Origin of the sequence: Pseudomonas sp. RL_15y_Pfl2_60 (assembly GCF_963970595.1) — a bacterium.
Classification (GTDB): domain Bacteria; phylum Pseudomonadota; class Gammaproteobacteria; order Pseudomonadales; family Pseudomonadaceae; genus Aquipseudomonas.
In genome coordinates, this window is sequence record NZ_CAXAOE010000004.1 from 356,174 (window position 1) to 378,328 (window position 22,155).

17 protein-coding genes are annotated in these 22,155 nt (G+C 55.4%); 13 read left to right on the forward strand and 4 right to left on the reverse strand.

Annotated features, from left to right (window positions below; translation table 11 throughout):
* Positions 1 to 178: 178 nt before the first annotated feature.
* On the reverse strand, positions 179 to 1,183 hold the full coding sequence (locus tag AACY26_RS13345; protein ID WP_339514778.1) for a DUF2860 family protein: 1,005 nt from the start codon (positions 1,181 to 1,183) through the stop codon (positions 179 to 181).
* A 571-nt stretch (positions 1,184 to 1,754) separates the two neighbouring features.
* A complete protein-coding gene (locus tag AACY26_RS13350; RefSeq protein ID WP_339514780.1) occupies positions 1,755 to 2,453 on the reverse strand; it encodes a cytochrome P460 family protein in 699 nt (232 codons plus the stop codon).
* Positions 2,454 to 3,002: 549 nt separating this feature from the next.
* Between AACY26_RS13350 and AACY26_RS13355 the strand changes: the two genes are divergently transcribed.
* The 12 genes from AACY26_RS13355 to AACY26_RS13410 all read left to right on the forward strand — a co-directional run bounded on the left by AACY26_RS13355 (position 3,003) and on the right by AACY26_RS13410 (position 20,266).
* Positions 3,003 to 3,983 (forward strand): AAA family ATPase, encoded by a 981-nt coding sequence (locus AACY26_RS13355; RefSeq protein WP_339514782.1) that lies wholly within the window; start codon positions 3,003 to 3,005, stop codon positions 3,981 to 3,983.
* A 14-nt stretch (positions 3,984 to 3,997) separates the two neighbouring features.
* Complete coding sequence (locus tag AACY26_RS13360; RefSeq protein WP_339514784.1) at positions 3,998 to 4,948, forward strand: DUF58 domain-containing protein; 951 nt, start codon at positions 3,998 to 4,000, stop codon at positions 4,946 to 4,948.
* Positions 4,945 to 5,451: a DUF4381 domain-containing protein gene (locus AACY26_RS13365; protein ID WP_339514786.1), complete on the forward strand. Its 507-nt coding sequence runs from the start codon at positions 4,945 to 4,947 to the stop codon at positions 5,449 to 5,451. The genes AACY26_RS13360 and AACY26_RS13365 overlap by 4 nt, the downstream gene beginning before the upstream one ends.
* Positions 5,438 to 6,439, forward strand: a complete 1,002-nt coding sequence (locus AACY26_RS13370; protein WP_339514788.1) for a vWA domain-containing protein — start codon at positions 5,438 to 5,440, stop codon at positions 6,437 to 6,439. The genes AACY26_RS13365 and AACY26_RS13370 overlap by 14 nt, the downstream gene beginning before the upstream one ends.
* A 1-nt stretch (position 6,440) precedes the next feature.
* Complete coding sequence (locus tag AACY26_RS13375; protein ID WP_339514790.1) at positions 6,441 to 8,039, forward strand: VWA domain-containing protein; 1,599 nt, start codon at positions 6,441 to 6,443, stop codon at positions 8,037 to 8,039.
* Positions 8,036 to 9,355, forward strand: a complete 1,320-nt coding sequence (locus AACY26_RS13380) for a hypothetical protein (protein ID WP_339514792.1) — start codon at positions 8,036 to 8,038, stop codon at positions 9,353 to 9,355. Before AACY26_RS13375 ends, AACY26_RS13380 begins: the two co-directional genes overlap by 4 nt.
* A 31-nt stretch (positions 9,356 to 9,386) precedes the next feature.
* Entirely contained in the window at positions 9,387 to 10,394 is a 1,008-nt protein-coding gene (locus AACY26_RS13385) for an HAD family hydrolase (RefSeq protein ID WP_339514794.1), read from the forward strand.
* Between the two features lie 101 nt (positions 10,395 to 10,495).
* Complete coding sequence (locus AACY26_RS13390; protein WP_339514796.1) at positions 10,496 to 12,082, forward strand: arylsulfatase; 1,587 nt, start codon at positions 10,496 to 10,498, stop codon at positions 12,080 to 12,082.
* A gap of 180 nt (positions 12,083 to 12,262) precedes the next feature.
* Positions 12,263 to 14,734 carry a fused MFS/spermidine synthase gene (locus AACY26_RS13395; protein ID WP_339514798.1) on the forward strand — a complete coding sequence of 824 codons (2,472 nt, stop codon included), beginning with the start codon at positions 12,263 to 12,265 and terminating at the stop codon, positions 14,732 to 14,734.
* 154 nt (positions 14,735 to 14,888) lie between these two features.
* On the forward strand, positions 14,889 to 16,073 hold the full coding sequence (locus tag AACY26_RS13400) for a BamA/TamA family outer membrane protein (protein WP_339514800.1): 1,185 nt from the start codon (positions 14,889 to 14,891) through the stop codon (positions 16,071 to 16,073).
* 210 nt (positions 16,074 to 16,283) lie between these two features.
* Positions 16,284 to 18,821: a penicillin acylase family protein gene (locus AACY26_RS13405; protein WP_339514802.1), complete on the forward strand. Its 2,538-nt coding sequence runs from the start codon at positions 16,284 to 16,286 to the stop codon at positions 18,819 to 18,821.
* A 332-nt stretch (positions 18,822 to 19,153) separates the two neighbouring features.
* Complete coding sequence (locus tag AACY26_RS13410) at positions 19,154 to 20,266, forward strand: AI-2E family transporter (RefSeq protein WP_339514804.1); 1,113 nt, start codon at positions 19,154 to 19,156, stop codon at positions 20,264 to 20,266.
* Between the two features lie 253 nt (positions 20,267 to 20,519).
* On the opposite strand, the gene AACY26_RS13415 is transcribed toward AACY26_RS13410, so the two are convergent.
* Positions 20,520 to 20,747, reverse strand: a complete 228-nt coding sequence (locus tag AACY26_RS13415) for a hypothetical protein (protein WP_339514806.1) — start codon at positions 20,745 to 20,747, stop codon at positions 20,520 to 20,522.
* Positions 20,748 to 20,977: 230 nt separating this feature from the next.
* The gene (gene dcd / locus AACY26_RS13420; RefSeq protein ID WP_087515996.1) at positions 20,978 to 21,544 is read right to left on the reverse strand and encodes a dCTP deaminase; all 567 of its coding nucleotides are present in this window, start codon (positions 21,542 to 21,544) and stop codon (positions 20,978 to 20,980) included.
* A gap of 325 nt (positions 21,545 to 21,869) precedes the next feature.
* Here dcd and AACY26_RS13425 point away from each other — a divergent pair, with 325 nt between their 5' ends.
* Positions 21,870 to 22,079: a cold-shock protein gene (locus tag AACY26_RS13425; protein WP_010484518.1), complete on the forward strand. Its 210-nt coding sequence runs from the start codon at positions 21,870 to 21,872 to the stop codon at positions 22,077 to 22,079.
* The last annotated feature ends 76 nt before the right edge of the window (positions 22,080 to 22,155 follow it).

The window sequence follows — 22,155 nt, forward strand, 5'->3', positions numbered from 1 at the left end:
AGCGGTAATCAACGGTCTGGGCTCAACACTGTTGTGTGTCAAGATCACCGCGAAGTTTCATTCGAACGCCGTGACAGTGAACCTGCCAGGTCGGGGATTGGGATGCCACATTGCGACTGCTGCAACGACAGCCCAAACGGGCTGACGAAGCAGAGGTCGGGTGCTACAGCAATGAGCCTTAGAAGTTGTAAAGCATACCCAGGCTCAAGCTCTTGATGCTGGTGTCGTAGAAGTCGATATTGCTGTCTTCTTCACCATAGTTGGCAACCATACGAGCGCGCCAGTTCTTCATGCCAAACGGCTCTTTGTAGGTTGCGGCAAAGGAAATACCCATGCGATCCAGATCAGCTTTTTTGTCGTAGATCGGATTGCTGTCATCGCTTTCCAGATGGCCGGCTGTCAAATTGGTCACCAGCTCCCAGCGGTCAAAACCGGTGTAAGCGTAGTTGAGCTCCATTTGATAACCGTCCATGGCCATGGCATCGCCATCTAGGTCACGGTTTATATAGCTTAGGGTCGGGATCACAATGTGGTCACTGCCAATGCCCCAGACATAACGCACATCGAGTTTATTTTCGTCGCCTTCACGATCAAGCAGACCGCGCTGCGCTGCGCTAAGGCCCAAGGCCTCGCCGCTGTCTTCATCATCTATCTCGATCTTGCGATGGGTATAGGTCACATCGAAGCCGGATTCAAAAATGTGTTCCCAGGCCATGCGCGCACCGGAGCTTGTGCGGTCGGTTTCTTTACGCTTGCCATTAACCAGGTATGGATCTTCCCAGACTTCAACAGGCGTGGAAGCAAGCAGGCTGGCACTGAGGTTGCCGAAATGGCCAACACCTTGGCGTACACCCAAGGCAAGGGTGCCATCTTGGGTCAGAAAGTCTTCAAGCTCGGTACCACCAAAAAACTCGGTACGGCTGCCTTGCAGCTTATAGGACAGGCCAAATGCAGGAACGATTTTGCTAAAGCTCTTGCTGTCTGGAGAACTGTTCAATGAATCGATACGGCTGTCGCTGACATCTGTGCCGGCCAGGGTTGCGACAGTGTTGCTTTCCATACGGTTGGCGCTTGCCCCCAGATACGCATAGCCACTGAAGCCATCTTTCTTCGGGATTCGGTCAAACGCTTGGGCTGAGCAAGCCACTGCCAAACCAAGGGTCGTCAAGATAAGTCTACGCATTTGTTACTCCTGTAAAACGCAGCTGGGCACGAGAAAAAACTTTATTGGTTGAAGCGTCAAAATACAGACACAGTACTGTTTGCACTTGACCGTATTATCCTTGGCTCAACTTTAGACTAGTTATACAGCAATCAAAGTATTTCAACTGCAAGAATATGGTTCCGAGCGACAGAATCAAACACTGCAGCCGCACAATTTCCGACATCCGACAAGTAGTGTTGGGCACTGGGTAATTCAAACTCTGCCCACGCTCGATGGGTATCGCAATTGAACGATGGGATGAATTAGATCAGATGGAGGTTAAAATACTTAGCGACAACGTATATAGGGTCTGGACACAAGCGTTTCGAGATCTAGTTCGCACTATCAACCAATAGACATAAGCGTTCAGCTGTACCGGCATTGGCATTGCGATACCGACCGCCCTTGATATCGACCAGCGCCCTTCAAGCCCTTGGACCGCACCGTTTCAGAGCCCTGATGGCGTCTTCCCCCAGGCCATGCTAGATCGCGTAACGCCCGTGTACGCACCGCTTGTAGTTGAGGACAACTACAAGCGGTTCAAGATTGACTACTGCAAACCCAAGTGTAAGTCACTGAACACGTAGTCCGTATCTTTGGCATTGGCCACATGGCAGCCTGCACACTTTTCATACGGCAGCACCTTGGCTGTCTGCGGATAAGACTTATCGTCTTTGGCAGGTCCATATGAGAAGTAGGCCCAGTTACCTGGCGCGTCAGGGAAGCGCTTCGCATCTTTCACCATTAGGGTGACGCCAAAGAAATCACTCTGGAAGATCCCCTTGCCGTGACTGGTTACACATACGCCAGTGACCTTGTCACACTTATCGATGCTCTGCGGCCAGTGTTTGCCGTTGTTTCTGCTGCAACTGCCATTGTTTTTGTCGCAATCATCGGACAGTCGCGACTCACTGAACTCCTTGACGAACTGGGTACCGTCTGGCCACTTATTGGTTGCCTTGTAGATGGCAAGCGCGGTTGGCTCGACGTATGTGTTACCAAACTGAACGCCCTCACGAATGCTACCGTCAAGAATGGTTTTGCTACCTGGCGGCGTCGCGAAAGTCCCGATGTGCGTCCAGTTGCGATAGCCCTCGGGGATATGCGCTGTTTCAGCATCGACAAATTTCGCTTTTACGCCCTCGTCGAGGGTTTCGGCGGCCTGGACAACGCTGCCAAGCGCAGTTAGCGAAAGAGCGAAGAGAAGCCACCTTGAGGTACTGCTGAGGAATTTGGTGTTATTAAGCATAGTAATTTCCCTATTTATTATATGGTTCCAACCATCACGGTTCTAAGACCACCTGCGGCTTGAGTTACCGCTGGAGTGCAGGGCATTGATCATCACGGCCTGTTGTCCTGTGCATCAAACAATGGTGTTTTGCACCAAAGCGAAAGCCATCATGCTGCCACTGCTGGGTTATTAAATCGTGCTTGCCAAACTCCTAACCCAAACTTTAGTCTTGCCCACCTCACTTACCGAAGCCGTAAGAGCCTTCCTACAGCACCGAGCATTAAAGTAGACTGCCCAGCCGCCTTCTTTTAGGAGGGAAAGCTGATCATGGCGCCGACAAAACTGGCTGTTCTGGAAATAGCGCGTTGCAACGATGGCGCAAATGAATTCTTCGAAAAAACAAGCGTTAAGGACAATCAAGCGTCTTGCTGAAATCGAGTTAGCAGCTACATTTAACCGAGTATTCCGGGTTCCAAATACCCGTATGTAAATGCCAGCCCTTACCGCCGAAACCATGCGCTTGGGTGTAAAGGACTGTGTAACGGCGTCGTTTTCAAGGAAATGTTCATGGATAGCAGAGAACAAGTTGTACATCTGGAGCGCTTTGTCGGCCAGCGAGTCCTTGGACAACAACAGACCATCAAATACGTGATCCTGGGGTTGTTAGCCAACGGTCACATCCTGCTGGAAAGTCTTCCAGGCCTTGCCAAAACCCGGACGGTTAAAGCACTTGCCGAACATCTCGATGCTCAGATGAGCCGTATCCAGTTCACGCCAGACCTCTTGCCCTCGGACATTACCGGCGGTGAGATTCTTCAACAGGTCGATGGCCAGAACCAGATCAAATTCCAGCCAGGCCCCTTGTTTGGCAACGTCATCCTCGCCGACGAAATCAACCGTGCCCCGGCAAAGGTTCAGGCCGCCTTGCTGGAAGCGATGGAGGAGCGGCAAATAACTGTCGCCGGGCAGACCCATCCGATGTCGCAATTGTTCATGGTACTGGCGACGCAAAACCCCATCGAGCAAGAAGGCACTTACCCGCTTCCAGAAGCACAGATGGATCGCTTCCTGATGAAGCTGGTCATGGATTACCCGCACACCGAGGACGAAGCCCAGGTGCTGCGCATGCTCAGGGCCGAGGACCAGACCGAGCATCAAGCCAAGGCGCCCGAGCAAGAGGTTCGCCTGGCCCAGGAAGTGATTTTCGCCGCGCGCCAGGAAGTGAACAAGGTGCAGGTGTCTGAGGCGATAGACCGCTATCTGATTGACCTGGTCAACGCAACGCGCTACCCCGCCGACTACGACGCTGACCTCGCTCGCTGGATCCATATTGGCGCCAGCCCTCGCGGTGGTATCAGCCTGGACAGGGTTGCCAGAGCCCACGCCTGGCTGGCGGGCAATGACTTCGTTTCACCGGACGATGTACGTGCCGTCATACATCCCGTGCTGCGCCACCGGCTATTGCTCACCTACGACGCAGTGGCAGATGGTGTAAACGCAGATCAAGTGCTCGACCGTTTGCTCGACAAGGTGGCAATACCCGCCTGATTAGGAGCAGTACCATGCAGTCTTCCAAGACCGCTGCCGACGGATTCGTTTACGCATCATTGCCGCAACTCATGGCATTTGAGTATCGCGCTCGCGGCCTGAGTTTCATGGCTCGCCAGTCGTTATCCAGTGTGCTGTCCGGCAATCATGCTTCCCGGCTGCGTGGACGGGGTTTGAGTTTCGACGAATTGCGCCACTATCTGCCCGGCGATAACTTACGCCATCTCGACTGGCGCGCTTCAATGCGCTACGGCAAACCCTTTGTCCGCAGTTACACCGAGGAACGCGATCGCCCGACCCTGATTCTTGTCGACCAGCGCATGAGCATGTTTTTTGGCTCGCAACGTAACTTCAAGTCAGTGACAGCAGCAGAGCTGGGCGCGCTTTGCGCCTGGATCGCGCTGCAAGCGGGGGATCGCGTCGGTGGCCTGGTATTCGGTGATGAACGCATCGAGCATATTCGTCCTTTGCGCAGCCGTTCACGGGTCGAGGCCCTGTGCACAAGTATCGTTCGGCAAAACCAGAGCTTGTCTGCCTCGCGGCCAGATAGTGAAGACGCTGACCAGTTGGACCAAGCGCTGCGCAATTGCCTGAGCCTGGCTGGTCACGACCACCTGATCTGCATTATCAGCGACTTTGCCGCGACCAGTGAACGCACGCTGCAACTGCTAAGAGAGCTGAAGATCCACAACGATGTCATCGCCATGCAGGTTTATGACCCCATTGCCTTGAGCTTGCCGAAAACAGGCCGATTGATGGTCACCCAGGGCGAACTGCAAGTCGAACTGCAAGTCGACCACCGCCGGGTCAACAAACCATTAGGCGAATTTCTCACTGGACGCCTGCGTCAGGTCGCCGAAATGCTAAGGCTCAGCCAGGTGCCTTTGATGATGTTCAGCACCGGCGAAGACAGCCTTGAACAGCTCAGGCAAGAGTTGGGCAGACTTGCCCAGGTTCCGCGATGACTGTCGCAAACACACCGCGCATCAGCCAGTTGCAGGAACTGCCGCTGCCAACACCTGCGTTTAGCTACTTTCCGCAAACCTGGGGTTGGCTTGTATTGCTGTTGGTTGGCTTGGCTATCTTCGCCACCTGGGCCTTTCTGCGCTGGCGTCGCTGGCACCGTGACCATTATCGCCGCGAAGCCTTGTTGCGCCTGTCACAGTTGCAAGATGCCATCACAGACGATAAACAGCGCCTGCACGCCTTGCGTGAGCTTCCTGAACTGCTCAAGCGCGTGGCGCTATCGATGCCCAACGCGCCGGAGGTAGGCAACTTGAGCGGCGCGAAGTGGCAAGGCTTCTTGCAAAGTACAAGTCCTAGCCCCCTGCCCGCTGACTTTAGCCAGCAACTGGCGCTGCTGGCTTATGCGCCACAGACGCAACTAATGGCCTTGAAACCTGAACAGTTAGACAGCGTATTTAGCACCTGCAAGCAATGGATTGAGGCTCATCATGTGGCAGCTTGATTACCCCTGGCTGATGCTGCTGTTGCCATTGCCCTGGCTGACCTACCGCTATTTAAGCGAGTACCGCGAATCTCGCAGCGCTGTTCGTGTTCCATTTTTCAGGGCCATGAGCCAGGCCGTCGGGCAGCTGCCTGGCCAAGCCAAATCCAGCGCAGGGCGTTGGCAACTGTTTATCAACCTGCTTGTCTGGGCGCTGATAGTGTTCGCCTGCGCCCGCCCGGTCTATGTTGAAAAACCCATTGAGCATACCCAGCCAACCCGGGACCTGATGCTGGCTATCGACATATCCCAGTCAATGGAAACGCGTGACTACAGCAATGCTAACGGCGAACAAACCGATCGTCTCAGTGCCGTCAAGGATGTCGTGCGTGACTTTATTGACGAGCGCAAGGACGACCGCATCGGTCTGATTGTGTTTGGCACAGGCGCCTATCCACAGGCGCCGTTGACCCTGGACCATGCCAGCCTGCATATTTTGCTCGACGAAGTAGGCATCGGCATGGCCGGCCCCAACACGGCCCTGGGCGACGCCATAGGCCTGACCATTAAACTGCTGGATAAAGCCAAGGAACAAGACAAGGTTCTGATCCTGCTCACCGATGGCAATGACACCGGCAGCGCAATAACGCCCGATCATGCAGCCGATCTGGCGGCCAGCAAAGGTATCGTGGTGCATACCATTGGCATTGGCGACCCCGAGGCCACAGGCGAGTCGAAAGTTGACCTGCAAATGCTGCAAAACATCGCCAAGATTACCAACGGAAAATTCTTCCGTGCCGATGACCGCACCGCGCTAAAACAGGTCTACGACACCCTTGACCGAATCACGCCGCACAAGGTCAAGACCTTCAGCCATCAACCCAAGCGCGACCTGTTCTGGTGGCCGCTGGGGGCTGCCCTACTCTTGCTGGCCTTGAGTCAGTGTCTCGCAGCCATCGCAGCTCGAATGTCTTCGATGACTGCCACTCAATCACAACAGGAGCGTTGAGATGGATATCGACCTGAGCGCCCTGCACTTTCTTCGTCCTCTGTGGCTACTGCTTATGCTGCCGGGCATAGCACTGCCCATCCTCTGGGCACGTCGTCACGACCTGAACCGTCAACTGCGAGGCGCCATCGCACCTCAGCTGCTCGAACATCTGGTGATCAAGCCGCAGGACAATCAGCGCCTGCGTCCGGTACACCTGCTTGCAGCTCTACTTATTCTGGGCGCGCTTGCCGCTGCTGGCCCGACCTGGCAACAAGACCGCCCGGATTTCCTTGATGACCGCGCACCGTTGATACTGGCTGTGGATTTATCACCCTCAATGGATGCCGACGACGTACCGCCGACTCGCTTGAGCGCAGTACGCAATAAATTACACGACCTGATTGAGCGACGCGCTGGTGCGCACACAGCTTTGATTGCCTATGCCGGAAGCGCTCATTTAGTGTTACCGGCAACGGACGACCCGGCGCTGCTCGATACCTTCCTGCAAGCGCTATCCACCGACCTCATAGATAAAACGGGGCATGATGTCCTCGGCGTAATCGACCAGGCCAAGCGTTTGCTGGAGGCGGAAAAAAGCCCGGGAACCCTGGTTCTGATAACCGACGGCGCCGATCCCGCCCTGAACGACCAGATTGATGAACATCTCAAGGGCGTGGATCTCCAGGTTCTGGTTCTGGCCGTGGGCAGCAAGAGCTCAAGCGTGGTTCGCAATGCCCAAGGCCAACCCAAGGTTGATGCCAGCGGCCGTCCAGTGGTTGCCAACTTTGACAGCAAGGCACTGCAAGCACTCGCGGATGCGGCCAATGCGCCACTGGGAAGCCTGACCCTTGATGACGATGATCTTGACTGGATCGAACTGCACGCCCAACGCCACTTTCAAGCGGTCAGCGACCAAGGCAAACAGATTTACTGGAAGGACGCTGGCTACTGGCTGTGTTGGCCGCTGTTATTGATTGCACTGTTTTGCGTACGTCGCGGCTGGCGTGTGCACTGGCTGGCCAGTCTTGTGCTGGCGCTAGGACTTGGCTTTCCTTCAGCCCCGGCCCAGGCCGGTGTCCTGGCCGATGCTTTTTTTACGGCTGATCAACAAGGACGCTGGGCCTTCGAGCACCAGCGCTACCCACAAGCGGCGGCTCACTTCAGTGACCCTTATTGGAAAGGGGTCGCCGCTTATAACGCCGCCGACTATGACGCTGCCCTCGTCAGTTTCGCCAGCCTGGACAACGCCCAGGCGTTCTTCTACATGGGCAACAGCTACGTGCGTTTATTCCGCTTCCCCGAAGCAATTAGTGCTTATCAACAAGCACTCAAACTACAGCCTGAATTTCCTCAGGCCGCTAGCAACCTCGCCCTTGCCCAAGCCCTGCAGAAAGACTATGAGGACCAGCAAGAGGCCGGCACGCCTGACGATAAGCCGGATGAAATCAAGTTCGATAACAAATCCAACCAAGGCAAGGATATAGCCCAGCCAGTGGCCAAGGCGGCCTCCGATCAACTTTGGCTGGATAACCTGACCACCTCGCCTGCACGCTTTCTCAAGCAGAAGTTTGTGCTGCAAGATGCTCGACGCCAGCAGAAAACGGAGGCTTCGCCATGAAGCGTCTGATCCTGCTTCTTGCCTTGTTACTGCCCTGGCCAGCGTTGGCCGATGAGCCAAGCGTGCTTGTCGACAGCCGCTTGGTACCGGAAACACAAGTGTTAGTCGGCGGCACCATTAATCTCGAAGTCGACCTGCTCGTCGACACCTGGTTCACCAGTGCGCCCCAACTGCCGAAACTGGAACTGCCGGGCGCAATTGTGTCCGCGCCAAGCTCGGAAGCGACCCACCTCACTCAAAAGCGCCAAGGCAAAACCTTTTTTGGCTTGCGCTTCACCTACCGGATCACGCCACAACAAGCGCAGACCTTCGATATTCCTGTCCTGAGCATTCAACTGCAGCCAGGGCAAGGCAGTAAGCCACAGACGGTACAGACGCAGGCCCAAAGCTTCAACGCGGTACAACCCGTCGGTGCCAGCCCCGATAAGCATGTATTGGTGGCCAAAGAGATCACATTTACCCAGAACATTGTTCGCTCCCACGACCCGCTTCGCGCTGGCGATAGCATCAGCCGCCAACTCAGCATCCGCGCCTTAGATGCGCAGGCACTGTTGATACCAGCACCTGAGGCAGCTGAAATAGAGGGGCTTAAACGCTATGTGCAAACACCTGAAATCCAGTCACTGGATGATGGCCGAGGAGGCGTTACTGGCGGTTTACGTAACGACACCCTGACCTATGTTGTCAGTGAGCCGGGCAACTACACACTCCCCGCAATCGAACTCAAGTGGTGGGACCAAGCCGGACAGCAGCAGACAGCATCGGTGCCCAAGGTCACTTTCAAGGCCCAGGGCCAAAGTAGCTACAGCGGGCCATTTTCAATTAGCGAAGACCTGCGCCAACTGGGCCGAAATACTCGCGTGCATATCGCACGCCACTGGCTGCTACTGAGCGGTTTAATCCTCTTTGCAATTGTCGTGGTTTATTTCGGCAGACCTTATTGGCAGCGTGGCTGGCAATCATTCCTGCGCAAGCGAGCAGCGCGTCGGCAGGCTTGGTTTGACTCACCTTATTACGCCTGGCAACAACTTCAGGCGCGACTAAATGATCAATCCTTGCCCCTTGACGAGCTATACCGTTGGCTCAAGCGAGATACTGGTGAAAATACATTCATCGGTGCAACCGAAGACTTGCCCTCGCATCTTAGAGAACAGCTGCTAACCTTCCTAAACGACCGTTACGCACTGAACCCGCCCCCTCTAGCTGGGGCTTCAGAGCAGAAAAAGCTGCTGTCTGAAATGCGTCAATTACTAAAACAGCAGCGCTCGCCCGCCTCGGTAACGGGCCAGCTAAAACCGTTAAACCCAACCCACTAAAACACTGGTAATGCTAAACAAGGATGGCTCTATGCTTGGATTGAATGCGCAAACGTCATGGCGCGGTCTGGTCGCACTATTGCTGGTTTTACCCATGCTGGCGCAGGCGGCCGATGAACTGCCGTCTTGGAATGATGGCCCCTCGCGCCAGGCCATCGTAGAGTTCGTTCAGGCAGTCACCCGCGAAGGCAGCAAGGACTATGTACCTGTTGCCGAGCGCATTGCCGTGTTTGATAACGACGGCACCTTATGGAGCGAACAGCCGATGTACTTCCAGCTGCTATTCGCCCTGAGCGAGGTCAAACGCCTGGCACCACAACATCCTGAGTGGAAAACCGAACAACCCTTCAAGGCCGTGCTCGAAAACGACCAGAAGACCCTTGCCGCCAGTGGCATGGAGGGTCTGATGAAGATAGTGGGTGCCACTCATACAGGTATCAGCACTGCAACATTCAAGGAAAATGCCGAGCGCTGGCTGGCCAGCACCAAGCACCCCAAAAGCGCAAAACCATTCACTGAAATGGTGTTCCAGCCGATGTTGGAGTTGCTTGACTACCTGCGCGCCAATGGCTTCAAAACCTACATTGTTTCAGGTGGCGAAGTGGAGTTTATGCGTACCTTCGCCGAGGAAGTCTACGGCATACCACCTGAGCAGGTGATTGGTACAACCTTCATGACTAAGTTCCAGGATCAGGATGGCAAATACTCGATCCTGCGTGAGCCCAAACTGGCGCTAAATGATGACGGCCCGGGCAAACCGGTGAGCATCCAGTCAATTATCGGACGTCGGCCAATTTTTGCCTTTGGCAACTCCGATGGCGACCTGCAAATGCTGCAATGGACCACCGCAGCTGAAGGCAAGCGCTTTGCTGGCATAGTCCATCACACCGACGCCAAGCGCGAATGGGCCTATGACCGTGATAGCAAGATTGGCCGCCTGGACAAAGCACTGGATACCGCCAAAGCGCAAGACTGGACAGTTGTAGATATGGCCAAGGAGTGGAAAAACATCTACCCCTTTGAGCTGAATCAACCCTAGGTCTTTTTTTCAATAAAAACGCCTGTAACAACTTGATTCATGTACTAACCTTTTAAACCATCGTTGTAGTTGTCAAATTCGTAAACAAAGGAAATACGAGCATGAAAACCCCTCGGAAATGGATACCGCGAGTCGCACTCGCGATGGCGACGGCCATAAGTACCTCAGCTGCATTCGCAGCAGAAAAACCCAATATTCTGGTGATATTCGGGGATGACGTTGGCCAGACCAATATCAGTGCTTATGCTCATGGCGTTGTCGGCTACCAGACACCGAACATCGATAGAATTGCCAAAGAAGGCATGATGTTCACTGACTACTATGCTGAGAACAGTTGCACTGCAGGTCGCTCCACCTTCATCACTGGCCAGACTGCATTACGTACGGGGCTTTCTAAAGTCGGTATGCCTGGTGTACCCGTGGGCCTACAGCCGCGCGATGTAACTATCGCTCAAGCGCTCAAGCCACTTGGCTACGCCACTGGCCAGTTTGGTAAAAACCACCTGGGTGACCGCGACGAATACCTGCCCACCAATCACGGCTTCGATGAGTTCTTTGGCAACCTCTACCACCTCAATGCCGAAGAGGAGCCTGAGCGCCCTTACTGGCCAAAAGACGACGAGGCGTTCACTAAAGCTGCCACTCCACGCGGTGTAATAAAGTCGAGTGCCGACGGTAAAATCGAAGATACCGGTGCGCTTACCAGCAAGCGCATGGAAACTGTCGACGACGAAACCACCCAGGCAGCAATCAACTTCATCGAGAAGCAAGCAAAAGCCGACAAGCCGTTTTTCGTGTGGATGAACACCACGCGCATGCATGCCTTCACCCACGTGCGTGACTCAATGCAAGGCCGCAGCGGCATGCCCGGCAATGAATATGCCGACGGTATGCTTGAGCACGACGAAGATGTTGGCAAGCTTCTCAAAACAATCGATGACCTGAAGATCGCCGACAACACTATCGTGGTCTACACCACCGATAACGGCCCGAACCAATGGTCATGGCCGGATGCGGCAACCACTCCATTCCGCAACGAGAAGAACTCCAACTGGGAAGGTGCATTTCGTGTACCTGCGATGATTCGCTGGCCGGGCAAGATCAAGCCTGACACGGTCTCGACCGAAATGTTCTCAGGCCTGGACTGGTTCCCAACCCTGTTGGCAGCTGCTGGCGATACTGATATCAAAGATCGCCTACTCAAAGGAACTGAGATTGGTGACAAAAACTTCAAGGTGCACTTGGATGGTTACAATCAACTCGATTACCTGACCGGTAAAGCGGATAAAAGTGCGCGGAACGAGTTCTACTACTTCAGCGACGATGGCGACCTAGTCAGCATGCGCTTTGGCAATTGGAAAATCGTGTACTGCGAACAGCGTGCTCCAGGCGGCCTGGAAGTGTGGAGCGAACCCTTCACCTGTCTGCGCGTACCTAAACTGTTCAACCTGCGTATGGACCCATACGAGCGTGCCGACATCGTTTCCGATCAATATAACGATTGGATGAGCAAGAACGACTACCTGATCTTCCAGGGCACACGCAAGGCTGCTGCCTTCCTGCAAACCTTCGTTGAATATCCGCCAAGCCAGCGTCCAGCTAGCTTCAGCATCGACCAAGTTCGCGCCGATGTTGATAAGCAGATCGAAGCCAAGATGCAAGAAGCAGAAGCTGCGAAAAAACAGTGATGTAACACTTGGCGCCCGCTTACTTGGGGCGCTATCTTGAAAACCTGCGACGGGGCAACCTGTCGCAGGTTTTCTCATATCAGATAAGGCACTTTTTTGATGTCCTCAGCCGCCAAATCATCTCGTGCCCGATCCCGCGGTGCGGTTGCTGATACCTCTGTAAACCTTCTTGCCCTACCCATGCTGATTCCCGTGCTGTTGCTGTTTATTTCCGGCTGCGCAGCCTTGGTCTATCAGGTGCTTTGGGTCAAACAACTTTCTTTGGTGGTCGGGGTTGAGGTCTATGCCATCACCACGGGCATCAGCGCATTCTTCGCTGGTCTTGCCTTGGGCGGCTTGGCTTTTGGCCGTTGGGCCGACCGCCTGAGTCGCCCGATCCGACTGTATGCGGCGCTGGAAGTGATAGTCGCCGTACTCGGCATTGCGGCAACTTACGCCTTGTCGCAATCGGCCGGCCTGTTCGCTCGGCTCGAAGGCAGCATTGGCTTGCTTGCCTGGCTGCTGCCCTTTGCATTGGTCGGCATACCGGCGTTTTTCATGGGTGGCACATTACCGGTGCTGGTGCGCGCCTTATCCCCTGCCGACGGCCATCTCGGTGAAGCGGGTGGGCGTTTGTATGCCGGCAATACCGCTGGCGCCATCGCCGGAACGCTGCTTGCGGCTTTTTTTCTGATTCCACAATTAGGCGTCACAGGCAGTGCTTATGCTGCGGCCCTGCTAAACCTGATCGCGGGTGGCGGTGCCTGGCTCGCGCGGCGCAATGATCAACGGCTGCCTAAACCAGCAATTGCCTCCCCTGCCCCGCGTTCAAACATGGCTCGCCTGGCCATCGCCTTGTATTGCATCGCTGGTGGCGTAGCACTCGGCTACGAAGTGGTCTGGACACAATCGATCGTGCCCTTCATGAGCACCCGCGCCTTCGCGTTCGCCGTGGTCTTGGCCACCTATCTCACCGGTTTGGTACTAGGCAGCGCCTTGTATGCGCGCCGCGCCGATCGCATTGCCGATCCGTGGGGGCTATTCGGCCTGTTAATCGCAGCAGCCGGCTTGCTCGCCTTGCTGCAGGTTGCGGGGCTGGGCCGCTGGTTGGTCATTGCCCAAACCCATGCTGAGTTCTTTGTGCTGCAACTAACCGGCAATGACCTCGCCGGAATGTCTGCCCGCTTTGCCGTCGCCGCGCTATGCGTGGTGTTTCTGCCCACAACCTTGCTTGGCGCGGCTTTCCCGCTGGCCTTGCGCCTGGCGGTCAACAGCAATCACGTTGGCAGGGATGTTGGCGTCGTGATTGCACTTAACACCCTCGGCGGCATTGTCGGGGTGGTGCTCACCGGTTTCGTCCTGGTGCCTGAACTGGGTCTGGTACGAACCCTAGTCGTGCTGGCTGTAGTCGCCGGATTGATTGGCGCCATAGCAGCGCTCAAAGGTGCTGCGGTTGGCAAAGGCATGCGCCTTGCTGTTGTGGCGCTGTGCTTGGCCACAGTCATTGGCGGTGCACTTACGCCGCCGCAACGGCTTGCTGATCTGCTGCCGGGGGCGCGCAACGGCAAGATCGTATTCTACAAGGAAGGTCGTAGCGGCACGGTCGCCGTAGTCACCCAGGGTCAGGCTGAACGCCAGTTCAATCGCCTGTATATCCAAGGTGTTTCCAATACGGGCGACGCCATGCCTTCGCTGCGCTATATGCGCCTGCAAGCACTGCTGCCGCTGCTGATCCATAAGGGTCAACCGCAATCGGCGCTGGTTATTGGCTTTGGCACCGGGATCACAGTCGGCGCCATGTTGCGCTACACCGACCTGAAAAAACCAGTGGTCGCCGAACTGCTCCCTGAAGTGCTTGAAGCCGCGCCACTGTTCAACGGTAACTACAACGCTGCAGAAAACCCGCAACTGGATATTCGTTTACGCGACGGCCGCCGCGAACTGCTACGCAGCGCCGAGCGCTACGACTTGGTGACGCTGGAACCACCGCCGCCATCCGCTGCAGGAGTGGTCAACCTCTACTCCCGGGACTTCTACGCCCTGGCTGCCAGTCGCTTGCAACCCGGCGGACTGGTTGCCCAATGGTTGCCACTGCCGACGCAAAATATTGAAGACAGTCGTTCATTGGTGCGCAGCTTTATTGATGTATTTCCCCATGCCACGCTGTGGACCACCGAACTCCACGAAATGCTGTTGATTGGCTCGCTGGAGCCTATATCGCTTTCAGTGCCCGATATTGAGCAACGCTTCGAACGCCCGCAGGTTGCCGAGTCGCTAAACGAGGTGGGGATTGACTCACCAGCGGCGTTGCTCGCAACCTGGATCACCGACCGCAAGGGCCTTGAGCGTTTTGCCGGTGATGCCCCCGCCGTCACCGACGATCGCCCACGCATCGAATATGCTCCTTGGGTGCGCTCGAAGGAAATCACTCGCGTGCTGCCAGCGCTGCTAGAGCTGCACAGCGCAGCGCCGCTGATTGGTGCTGATGACGCCTTCCGGGCCGAGGTCGCCAATAACTGGAAACGCCTGCAGCATTTTTATGCGGCGGGCTTGTTCTCCTACCAGCGTGATCGCCAGGGCTGGACCCGCGAAGTCAGTCAACTACTCGAAACGGACGGGGATAACCCTTATTACCGCTGGTTTCTGGGCCTACCTAAAAGCCGATCAAACTGACACCAACTGCCGTGTCCTGCAGCCACGCTGCGGGGCACTCAGATGCAGCAGCGGTTCAGGCGACAACGATCCTTGAAGCTCAAAACAGTATCCAAAGTCAGGCTTAAAAAGGCCGAACTATACTGCAATCCAAATTCCGCCCGAGCCTCTCCGGATGAGTTTGAAAACATGGTCGTACTTACTCTGCTTGTGGGCACTGATCCAGCCATCTTTGGCGGACGCCGACTTCTTCAACAAGCATATGATCGACCCCGATGACGGCCAGTTCGATACCAGCAGTTATTTGTCCGAGGTGCCCAATGGCTTCCTGCCAGTTCCGAGCCTGATCACTGAACCGGCAGTTGGAACCGGGTTGGCGCTGGGTGCGCTGTTCTTTCATGAGTCCGATGAGCAACGCAAGCAGCGCAGCCAAACCCACGCAATGCTGCCTGAAAACATCAGCATCCTTGGCGGCATGGGTACGGAGAATGGTACCTGGGGCGCCGCCATCGGCCATCTTGGATTCTGGATGCAAGACAGCTTGCGCTATCGGGGCGTTCTGGCCTACGCCTCGCCCAACCTCGAGTTTTATTCGCTGCCACGTATCGGTGACCTGGGTAAATCGGTTGAGTTGAACCTGAAAGGCCCGGTGGTCTTCCAGGATCTCAAGTATCGTCTTCCCGGAACCAAGGTGTTCATCGGTGGCCGCCAGCTGTACCGTAAAGTGACAAGCAAGCTGGTCAGCTCGCCAGACCTGTCGCGCTTGCCAAGCACCGTGCGGGAATTTCTCCAGCGGCAAACAGATAAATCAATCACAACTTCCGGCCTGGGCCTGGTATTGGAGTACGACAGCCGCGACAACCCCTTCAACCCGCAAAAGGGTTATTACTACTCGAGCAATTACAGCCTGTTTGACGAGAGCATTGGCAGCGATGTCGAGTACAGCAGCTATCAGGTTTCCGGCTTGAACTATTGGCAGCTCAATAGTCGCTGGAACCTGGGGTTGCGCCTGCAGGTCGATGCGGTCAACGCCCGTAGCGACGAAGCCCTGCCGCCTTATGTCCCGCCCTTTATCGACCTGCGTGGCGTCTCGAAATCGCGCTATCAAGGCAATAGGGTCGCGGTCGCGGAAATCCAGTTGGACTATAAGCTGAGCCCACGCTGGACGCTTGGAGTGTTTACAGGAACCGGCCGTGCTGCCGAGCACTTCAATGAGCTCGGCAGCGCCGAGGAAGTCAACAGCTATGGCACTGGCTTTCGCTACCTGATTGCCAAGCGCTATGGCCTGGTAATGGGCGTCGATGTTGCCGCGGGCCCAGAAGACAATGCGGTATATATCCAGACCGGCTCAACCTGGTAATAGCAACAAGGCAGACATGCTGATGGACCGCTGCTAAATGCCTGCTGAAAATATCAATCCAGCGCTTGCCAGTTATTGCGCCGCTGACTAACTTACGCAGCGCCACCCCAACCGCTCAAACAGCCCGTCACCCGGCCCACCATGCCTGCTAGGCTTGTGACCATAGCTGAATGAATCATCGACCCGCTCCATTCCTCAGGAGTTTGCTGCATGCAATCGCGTGTGTTTCGTCCAACAGCCGTATTCGGCCTTGCCGCATTAATCAGTGCTGGGCTTACGCTCAGCGGTTGCCAGTCGTTCTTAAGCAGTCGCTACGCTGACAGCGTGCCGCCAGAGCAAGGCATTGTCGCGGTTAAAGGTTTGGCCAAGGGCGCGGTCGTCAGGCGCAATGCCTTGGGCATGCCGCTGATTGAAACCAGCTCCCTGCATGACGCTATTTTCACCCTCGGTTATGTGCATGCCGGTGATCGCCTCAGCCAAATGGTTGGCATGCGCCTGCTCGCGGAGGGTCGCCTGGCGGAAATGGTTGGCCCCGGCGCATTGGAAGTCGACCGGCTGATGCGTGCGGTCAATCTCAAGCAAAGTGCCGAACAGCTGTACAAGGGCGCATCGCCACGCCTGAAGAAGATTTTCGAGGTCTATGCACGCGGGGTGAACGCCTATATGTTCCGTTTCCGCGACAAGCTGCCGATGGACATCGCCGAGTCGGGTTACCGCCCCGCGTACTGGAAGCCTGAAGACTCGGCGCTGGTGTTCAGCCTGATCAACTTTGGATTGTCGGTGAACCTGCAAGAAGAAATCGCCGCGTTGGTCATGGCGCAAAAAGTGGGCAACGATAACCTTGCCTGGTTGCTGCCGACTTACCCGGACGAGCCACTGCCCTTTGCCGAAGCCGACAAACTCAAGGGCCTGAAGCTCGGCGGCCAAATCGGCGGGTTGAACGCCATTGATTCAGCCGTTCAACAAGTGGCTGATACCCGTTTGCTCAGTGTTGCCGCCTCTAACAACTGGGCCGTCAGCCCACAAAAGACCCGCAGCGGCAAGAGCTTGCTGGCCAATGACACCCACTTGCCATTGTCATTGCCGTCAATGTGGAACTTCGTGCAAATCCGCGCACCGAAATACCAGGTGGCGGGCGTCTCAATCGCAGGCGTGCCTGCAGTGGTTGCAGGCTTTAACGGTAAAGCTGCATGGGGCATGACCATGGTCATGGGCGACAACCAAGACCTGTTCCTGGAGCAAGTCAAACGCCAGAATGGCCAGCTTTACTACCTCTCCGAAGGTAAGTGGCTGCCCGCCAAGCAGCGTCAGGAAACCTTTTTCATCAAAGGCCAGAGCCCTGTGCGCGAAACGATTTTTGAAACGCGCCACGGCCCGCTGCTCAACTCAGTCCTGGGTGAACGCAAGCACCCGCTGCAACCGATACAGATCAGCAGCGGCTACGGCCTGGCCTTGCAAACCGCACAATTTGAGTCCGACAAAAGCCTCGATGCTTTTTTTGACCTGTCCCGTGCACAGTCAGCTGATCAAGCCTCGACCGCTACCCGTGAAATTCGCGCAATACCGCTGAACATTGTGTTTGCCGATGCCGAGCATATTGGCTGGCAAGTCACCGGCCGCTTCCCTAACCGTCGTGGCGGTGTTGGCCTGATGCCCTCGCCCGGCTGGAACAGCGAATACGACTGGGATGGCTACGCAGAGCCGATGCTCCACCCCTATGATCAAGACCCGCAGCAAGGTTGGATCGCAACCGCCAATAACCGCACCGTGCCGCCCGGCTATGGCATGCAGCTGTCCAACTCCTGGCATTACCCTGAACGTGCCGAACGTATCGCCCAGTTGCTCAACAGCACCAAGCAAGACCTGCGCAGCACCAAAGCCATGCAGTACGATCAAACCACCTTGTTCGCTGGCAAGCTGCAAGGCATGTTTGCAGCACCGGGCATGGCCGAGCCGCTCAAACAGGCAATTGATGCAATGCCACCGGCTGATGCCGCCAATGCGCGCGACACCCTGAAACGCCTGATGAGCTTCGATGGCAAGCTGGCCGCCAACTCAGCCGACGCAGCCTTGTACAGTGCGTTTTTGCATGAAAGCGCACGGCAGATATTCCTTGATGAGCTCGGCCCCGATACCAGCGCGGCGTGGAAGGCGCTGGTTGAAACCTCCGGCATCTCCTACTCCGCCCAGGCGGACCATCTGCTCGGCCGCGATGACAGCCCCTTCTGGGACGATATCAGCACCCCGCAGAAAGAAACCAAGGCCATGATCCTGGCACGCAGCCTGAGTGCGGCCGCCAGCTTCACCCAAGGCAAACTCGGCAGCAACCCTGCAAGCTGGCAATGGGGCCAGTTGCACAGCTACAACTGGATCAGCGACAACAGCAAAGCGGCGCCCATGCTCAGCGCCAGCCAGCGCGCCAGCATAGGCACCATCAGCAGCTACCTTGATCGCGGTCCCTACCCTGCCGGTGGCGACCACAACACCCTGAATGTCTCGGCTTACCACTGGGGACAGGACTTTGATACCTGGTTGATTCCAGCCATGCGTATTGCTGTCGACTTTGGCCTCGATGAACCTTTTTACGGGGTTAACAGTTCAGGTCAATCGGGCAACCCGGCCAGTGATCATTACGCCGATGGCATTGATGCATGGCTCAAGGGCCAATACATGAGCTTTCCGTTCAAGTCGCAAAACATCGACAAGGTCTACGGCAGCAAACGTTTATTGCTCACACCTGGAAAATAGCCCTCATTTACCGACATAACGGAACCAACTGCTCAAGTAGCACTCAGAGTTAATGGACTTACTCCATGATCATCGTTTAGGGCGCCTTTGGGTGCCCTTTCTTTTGCCTGAAATTTACGCTCCAGCCGCCATTACCTAAGTTTAAAAGCCCATTACAGCAGCGCCGCCAGGCTAATCCTTATATTTATTGTGACTATCAAGCCACAGTCGCCAATCTAATCTGCTTAGCCAAGTTAGCCACTGATATATAACCCGCGCTTGTGGCTCATCGCCCTCTGGCGAGCGGCTATGCTGTAGCTAATACGCACCCAGCCACTCAGAAAGGAACTCAAATGTCGCTTACAACACCTCCCGAGCTGCAGTTCTCGCGAACACTGCTGGATACCTTTATCCGCGCCGCACTGATCGCGGTTCTGGTTTACGGCTGCTATCAGGTGTTTCATCCCTTCCTCAGCATGATGCTCTGGTCAGTGATCCTCGCCGTTACCCTGTACCCATTGCATGGCATGATCAAATCACGCTTGACCAGCCGCAGTGGCCACGCAGCATCGCTGCTTGTGGCATTGGCAATTGCTGTGTTGCTGATTCCGGTGTACTTCCTCGGCAGTTCACTTACTGAATCCGTCCATGTAGCAATCGAGACAGTCAAAAGTGGCAGCGTGCATATTCCGCCGCCACCCGCCGTCGTCGAAAGCTGGCCGGTGATAGGCGGGCCACTCTATGGTTTCTGGGAAAGCGCAGCGTCTGACTTGACCGGCGTGCTGCAGACTGTGGCGCCACACTTGAAAGGGGTCTCCCTTGGCCTGCTGGGCAAGATAGCTGGCGTCAGCGTGGGCTTTTTGATCTTCATCGCCTCGCTGATCATTGCGGGCGTGATCATCACTTATGGCGAAACAGGCCACAGAAGCGCTATTCGCATTTCGAACCGCATCATCGGTGCGGACCGCAGCCAAAGTTTTATTAGCCTGTGCACCGCAACTATTCGCGCCGTGGCTCAAGGTGTAATCGGCATCGCCTTTATCCAGATGGTGGTGATTGGCATCGGCTTTATCGTGATGGGTATTCCGGGGGCCGGCTTGCTGGCGATGGTGGTATTGCTGCTGGGCATCATGCAGTTGCCCCTGCCGTTGGTCACTATCCCGGTGATCGCCTTTGTGTTCTTCACCGAAGGGGCCACATTGGCCACCATTATATTCGCCATCTACACCTTTATCGGCGGCTTGCTGGACAACATCCTCAAACCGATGCTGTTGGGCCGTGGCGTCGATGTACCCATGCCGGTAATTCTTATCGGCGCCCTGGGCGGCATGCTGGCGGGCGGTATTATCGGCTTGTTCATTGGCCCAGTCGTGTTAGCCGTGGGCTACAAGCTGTTCTGGCAATGGGTCGATGCAGGGCAAGCGCCAGCGGAGCACACCGAAAGCGTTACCCAAGATACGCAATAACCCGTGCTGTCACACCGCAGCTACACTGCTGCGGTGTGTATGACAGGCCGCATCAGACAAGTCTTGAACTGAAGGAAACCTTTGTACTAAGAGCGGGCGGCTACACAGCGCTATCTTGGACAAACAACCATTTATCGGTATCCGCTGAACCAAAGGCACAGGCGACCACTCAGACATAGTGGACTTACTCCATGATCATCTTTTAAGGCGCCGCTGGCGCCTTTTCTTTTGCCCAGGCATTACCAGGCAGCGCTTACTCTTGCGCTATCCCGGTCACGGTAATTGCGTAGCGCTCCAAGAGCTGCACTGCAGGCGTTTGTTCCTCATGCGGCAGCTCTTTGGGAGGCAGGGGCTTGAGGTTTTGCTCAGTCATGCGCAACACCAGCTCAACAGCTTCATCGATACTGGGTTTTTGTGCCGACTCAAACTCAAGACTCTCAGCGCTTTCATCGTGGTTATAGGTAATTCGCCAAACCGGCATAAAGCCTCCTCAATCAAAGATTATGAGCATCTAACCGCTATTCGGACCTATAACCTTTGAAAGCTCAAAGCGATGACAGTTCGTTGGCGTTACATATTGAAAGCTATTCAGCCCCCCGGCCCGAGGCCGAAGCGGCATCAACCACCGGGCTCGCGCCCAGCCGCTCAAAATCAAATAATGCAGGCGAAAAAAAGCCCCGCACTGGGCGAGGCCTTTTAAAACCTGTGGACTCAGGCTTTTGGCAGGGTCACGCCGCGCTGGCCTTGGTATTTGCCGCCACGGTCTTTATAAGACACTTCACACTCTTCATCCGACTCCAAAAACAGCATCTGCGCCACACCTTCGTTGGCGTAGATTTTTGCTGGCAGCGTCGTGGTATTGGAGAATTCCAGCGTGACGTGGCCTTCCCACTCGGGCTCAAGCGGGGTGACGTTAACGATGATGCCGCAGCGCGCATAAGTGCTCTTGCCGAGGCAAATAGTCAGTACATTGCGTGGAATGCGGAAAAATTCGACCGTACGCGCCAGGGCAAATGAGTTCGGCGGAATGATGCAAACGTCACTTTTCACATCAACAAAACTTTTTTCATCAAAGTTTTTAGGATCGACGGTTGCCGAGTTGATATTGGTGAAAACCTTGAATTCATCCGCGCAGCGAACGTCGTAACCGTAGCTTGAGACACCGTACGAGATTAATCGCTCGCTGCCCTCTGTACGTACTTGGCGCTCAACGAAAGGTTCGATCATGCCCTGTTCTTGGGCCATGCGGCGAATCCACTTATCCGATTTGATGCTCATGGCGGGCGTCCTGAGGTGAGTAATGAAACAAAAGTGAGCGCATCTTACCGGGGCCGGCGGTCGGGTTCAAAGGCTGGCGTCGAATGTACAAAAATTGAGCATTTTTTGCTCCATCAGTCGTTAAATAACAGAAAGGTGCACACAGTGTTCGCGCTTAGCGTGAAAAACGAGTATGGTGCTTCCACTGTGCTGCATGTGTCACCGCGAATCGCTACTTGATGCCTAGATTTCGATCCAAACATCGTCCGACTCCTAGTACTCGTTGCACTCAGTCCCGGCCTGGGTTTTTCCAGGGCTGTATATTACTTTTGTTAGGAGATTACACATGTCTAATCGTCAAACTGGCACCGTTAAGTGGTTCAACGACGAGAAAGGTTACGGCTTCATCACTCCACAATCTGGTGATGACCTGTTCGTACACTTCAAAGCTATCCAGAGCGATGGCTTCAAGAGCCTGAAAGAAGGCCAGCAAGTGACTTTCGTGGCCACTCGTGGTCAGAAAGGCATGCAAGCTGAGGAAGTACAAGTTATCTAACTTGTCCTCCCTATAAAAAACCCCGCTTCGGCGGGGTTTTTTTATGCCTGCACAAACCCACCAGATCAGCAGCAAC

Coding starts and splice junctions, on each gene's coding strand:
- AACY26_RS13345 (WP_339514778.1), bottom strand. CDS start 1,183: ATGCGTAGACTTATCTTGACGACCCTTGGTTTGGCAGTGGCTTGCTCA.
- AACY26_RS13350 (WP_339514780.1), bottom strand. CDS start 2,453: ATGCTTAATAACACCAAATTCCTCAGCAGTACCTCAAGGTGGCTTCTC.
- AACY26_RS13355 (WP_339514782.1), top strand. CDS start 3,003: ATGGATAGCAGAGAACAAGTTGTACATCTGGAGCGCTTTGTCGGCCAG.
- AACY26_RS13360 (WP_339514784.1), top strand. CDS start 3,998: ATGCAGTCTTCCAAGACCGCTGCCGACGGATTCGTTTACGCATCATTG.
- AACY26_RS13365 (WP_339514786.1), top strand. CDS start 4,945: ATGACTGTCGCAAACACACCGCGCATCAGCCAGTTGCAGGAACTGCCG.
- AACY26_RS13370 (WP_339514788.1), top strand. CDS start 5,438: ATGTGGCAGCTTGATTACCCCTGGCTGATGCTGCTGTTGCCATTGCCC.
- AACY26_RS13375 (WP_339514790.1), top strand. CDS start 6,441: ATGGATATCGACCTGAGCGCCCTGCACTTTCTTCGTCCTCTGTGGCTA.
- AACY26_RS13380 (WP_339514792.1), top strand. CDS start 8,036: ATGAAGCGTCTGATCCTGCTTCTTGCCTTGTTACTGCCCTGGCCAGCG.
- AACY26_RS13385 (WP_339514794.1), top strand. CDS start 9,387: ATGCTTGGATTGAATGCGCAAACGTCATGGCGCGGTCTGGTCGCACTA.
- AACY26_RS13390 (WP_339514796.1), top strand. CDS start 10,496: ATGAAAACCCCTCGGAAATGGATACCGCGAGTCGCACTCGCGATGGCG.
- AACY26_RS13395 (WP_339514798.1), top strand. CDS start 12,263: ATGCTGATTCCCGTGCTGTTGCTGTTTATTTCCGGCTGCGCAGCCTTG.
- AACY26_RS13400 (WP_339514800.1), top strand. CDS start 14,889: ATGAGTTTGAAAACATGGTCGTACTTACTCTGCTTGTGGGCACTGATC.
- AACY26_RS13405 (WP_339514802.1), top strand. CDS start 16,284: ATGCAATCGCGTGTGTTTCGTCCAACAGCCGTATTCGGCCTTGCCGCA.
- AACY26_RS13410 (WP_339514804.1), top strand. CDS start 19,154: ATGTCGCTTACAACACCTCCCGAGCTGCAGTTCTCGCGAACACTGCTG.
- AACY26_RS13415 (WP_339514806.1), bottom strand. CDS start 20,747: ATGCCGGTTTGGCGAATTACCTATAACCACGATGAAAGCGCTGAGAGT.
- dcd (WP_087515996.1), bottom strand. CDS start 21,544: ATGAGCATCAAATCGGATAAGTGGATTCGCCGCATGGCCCAAGAACAG.
- AACY26_RS13425 (WP_010484518.1), top strand. CDS start 21,870: ATGTCTAATCGTCAAACTGGCACCGTTAAGTGGTTCAACGACGAGAAA.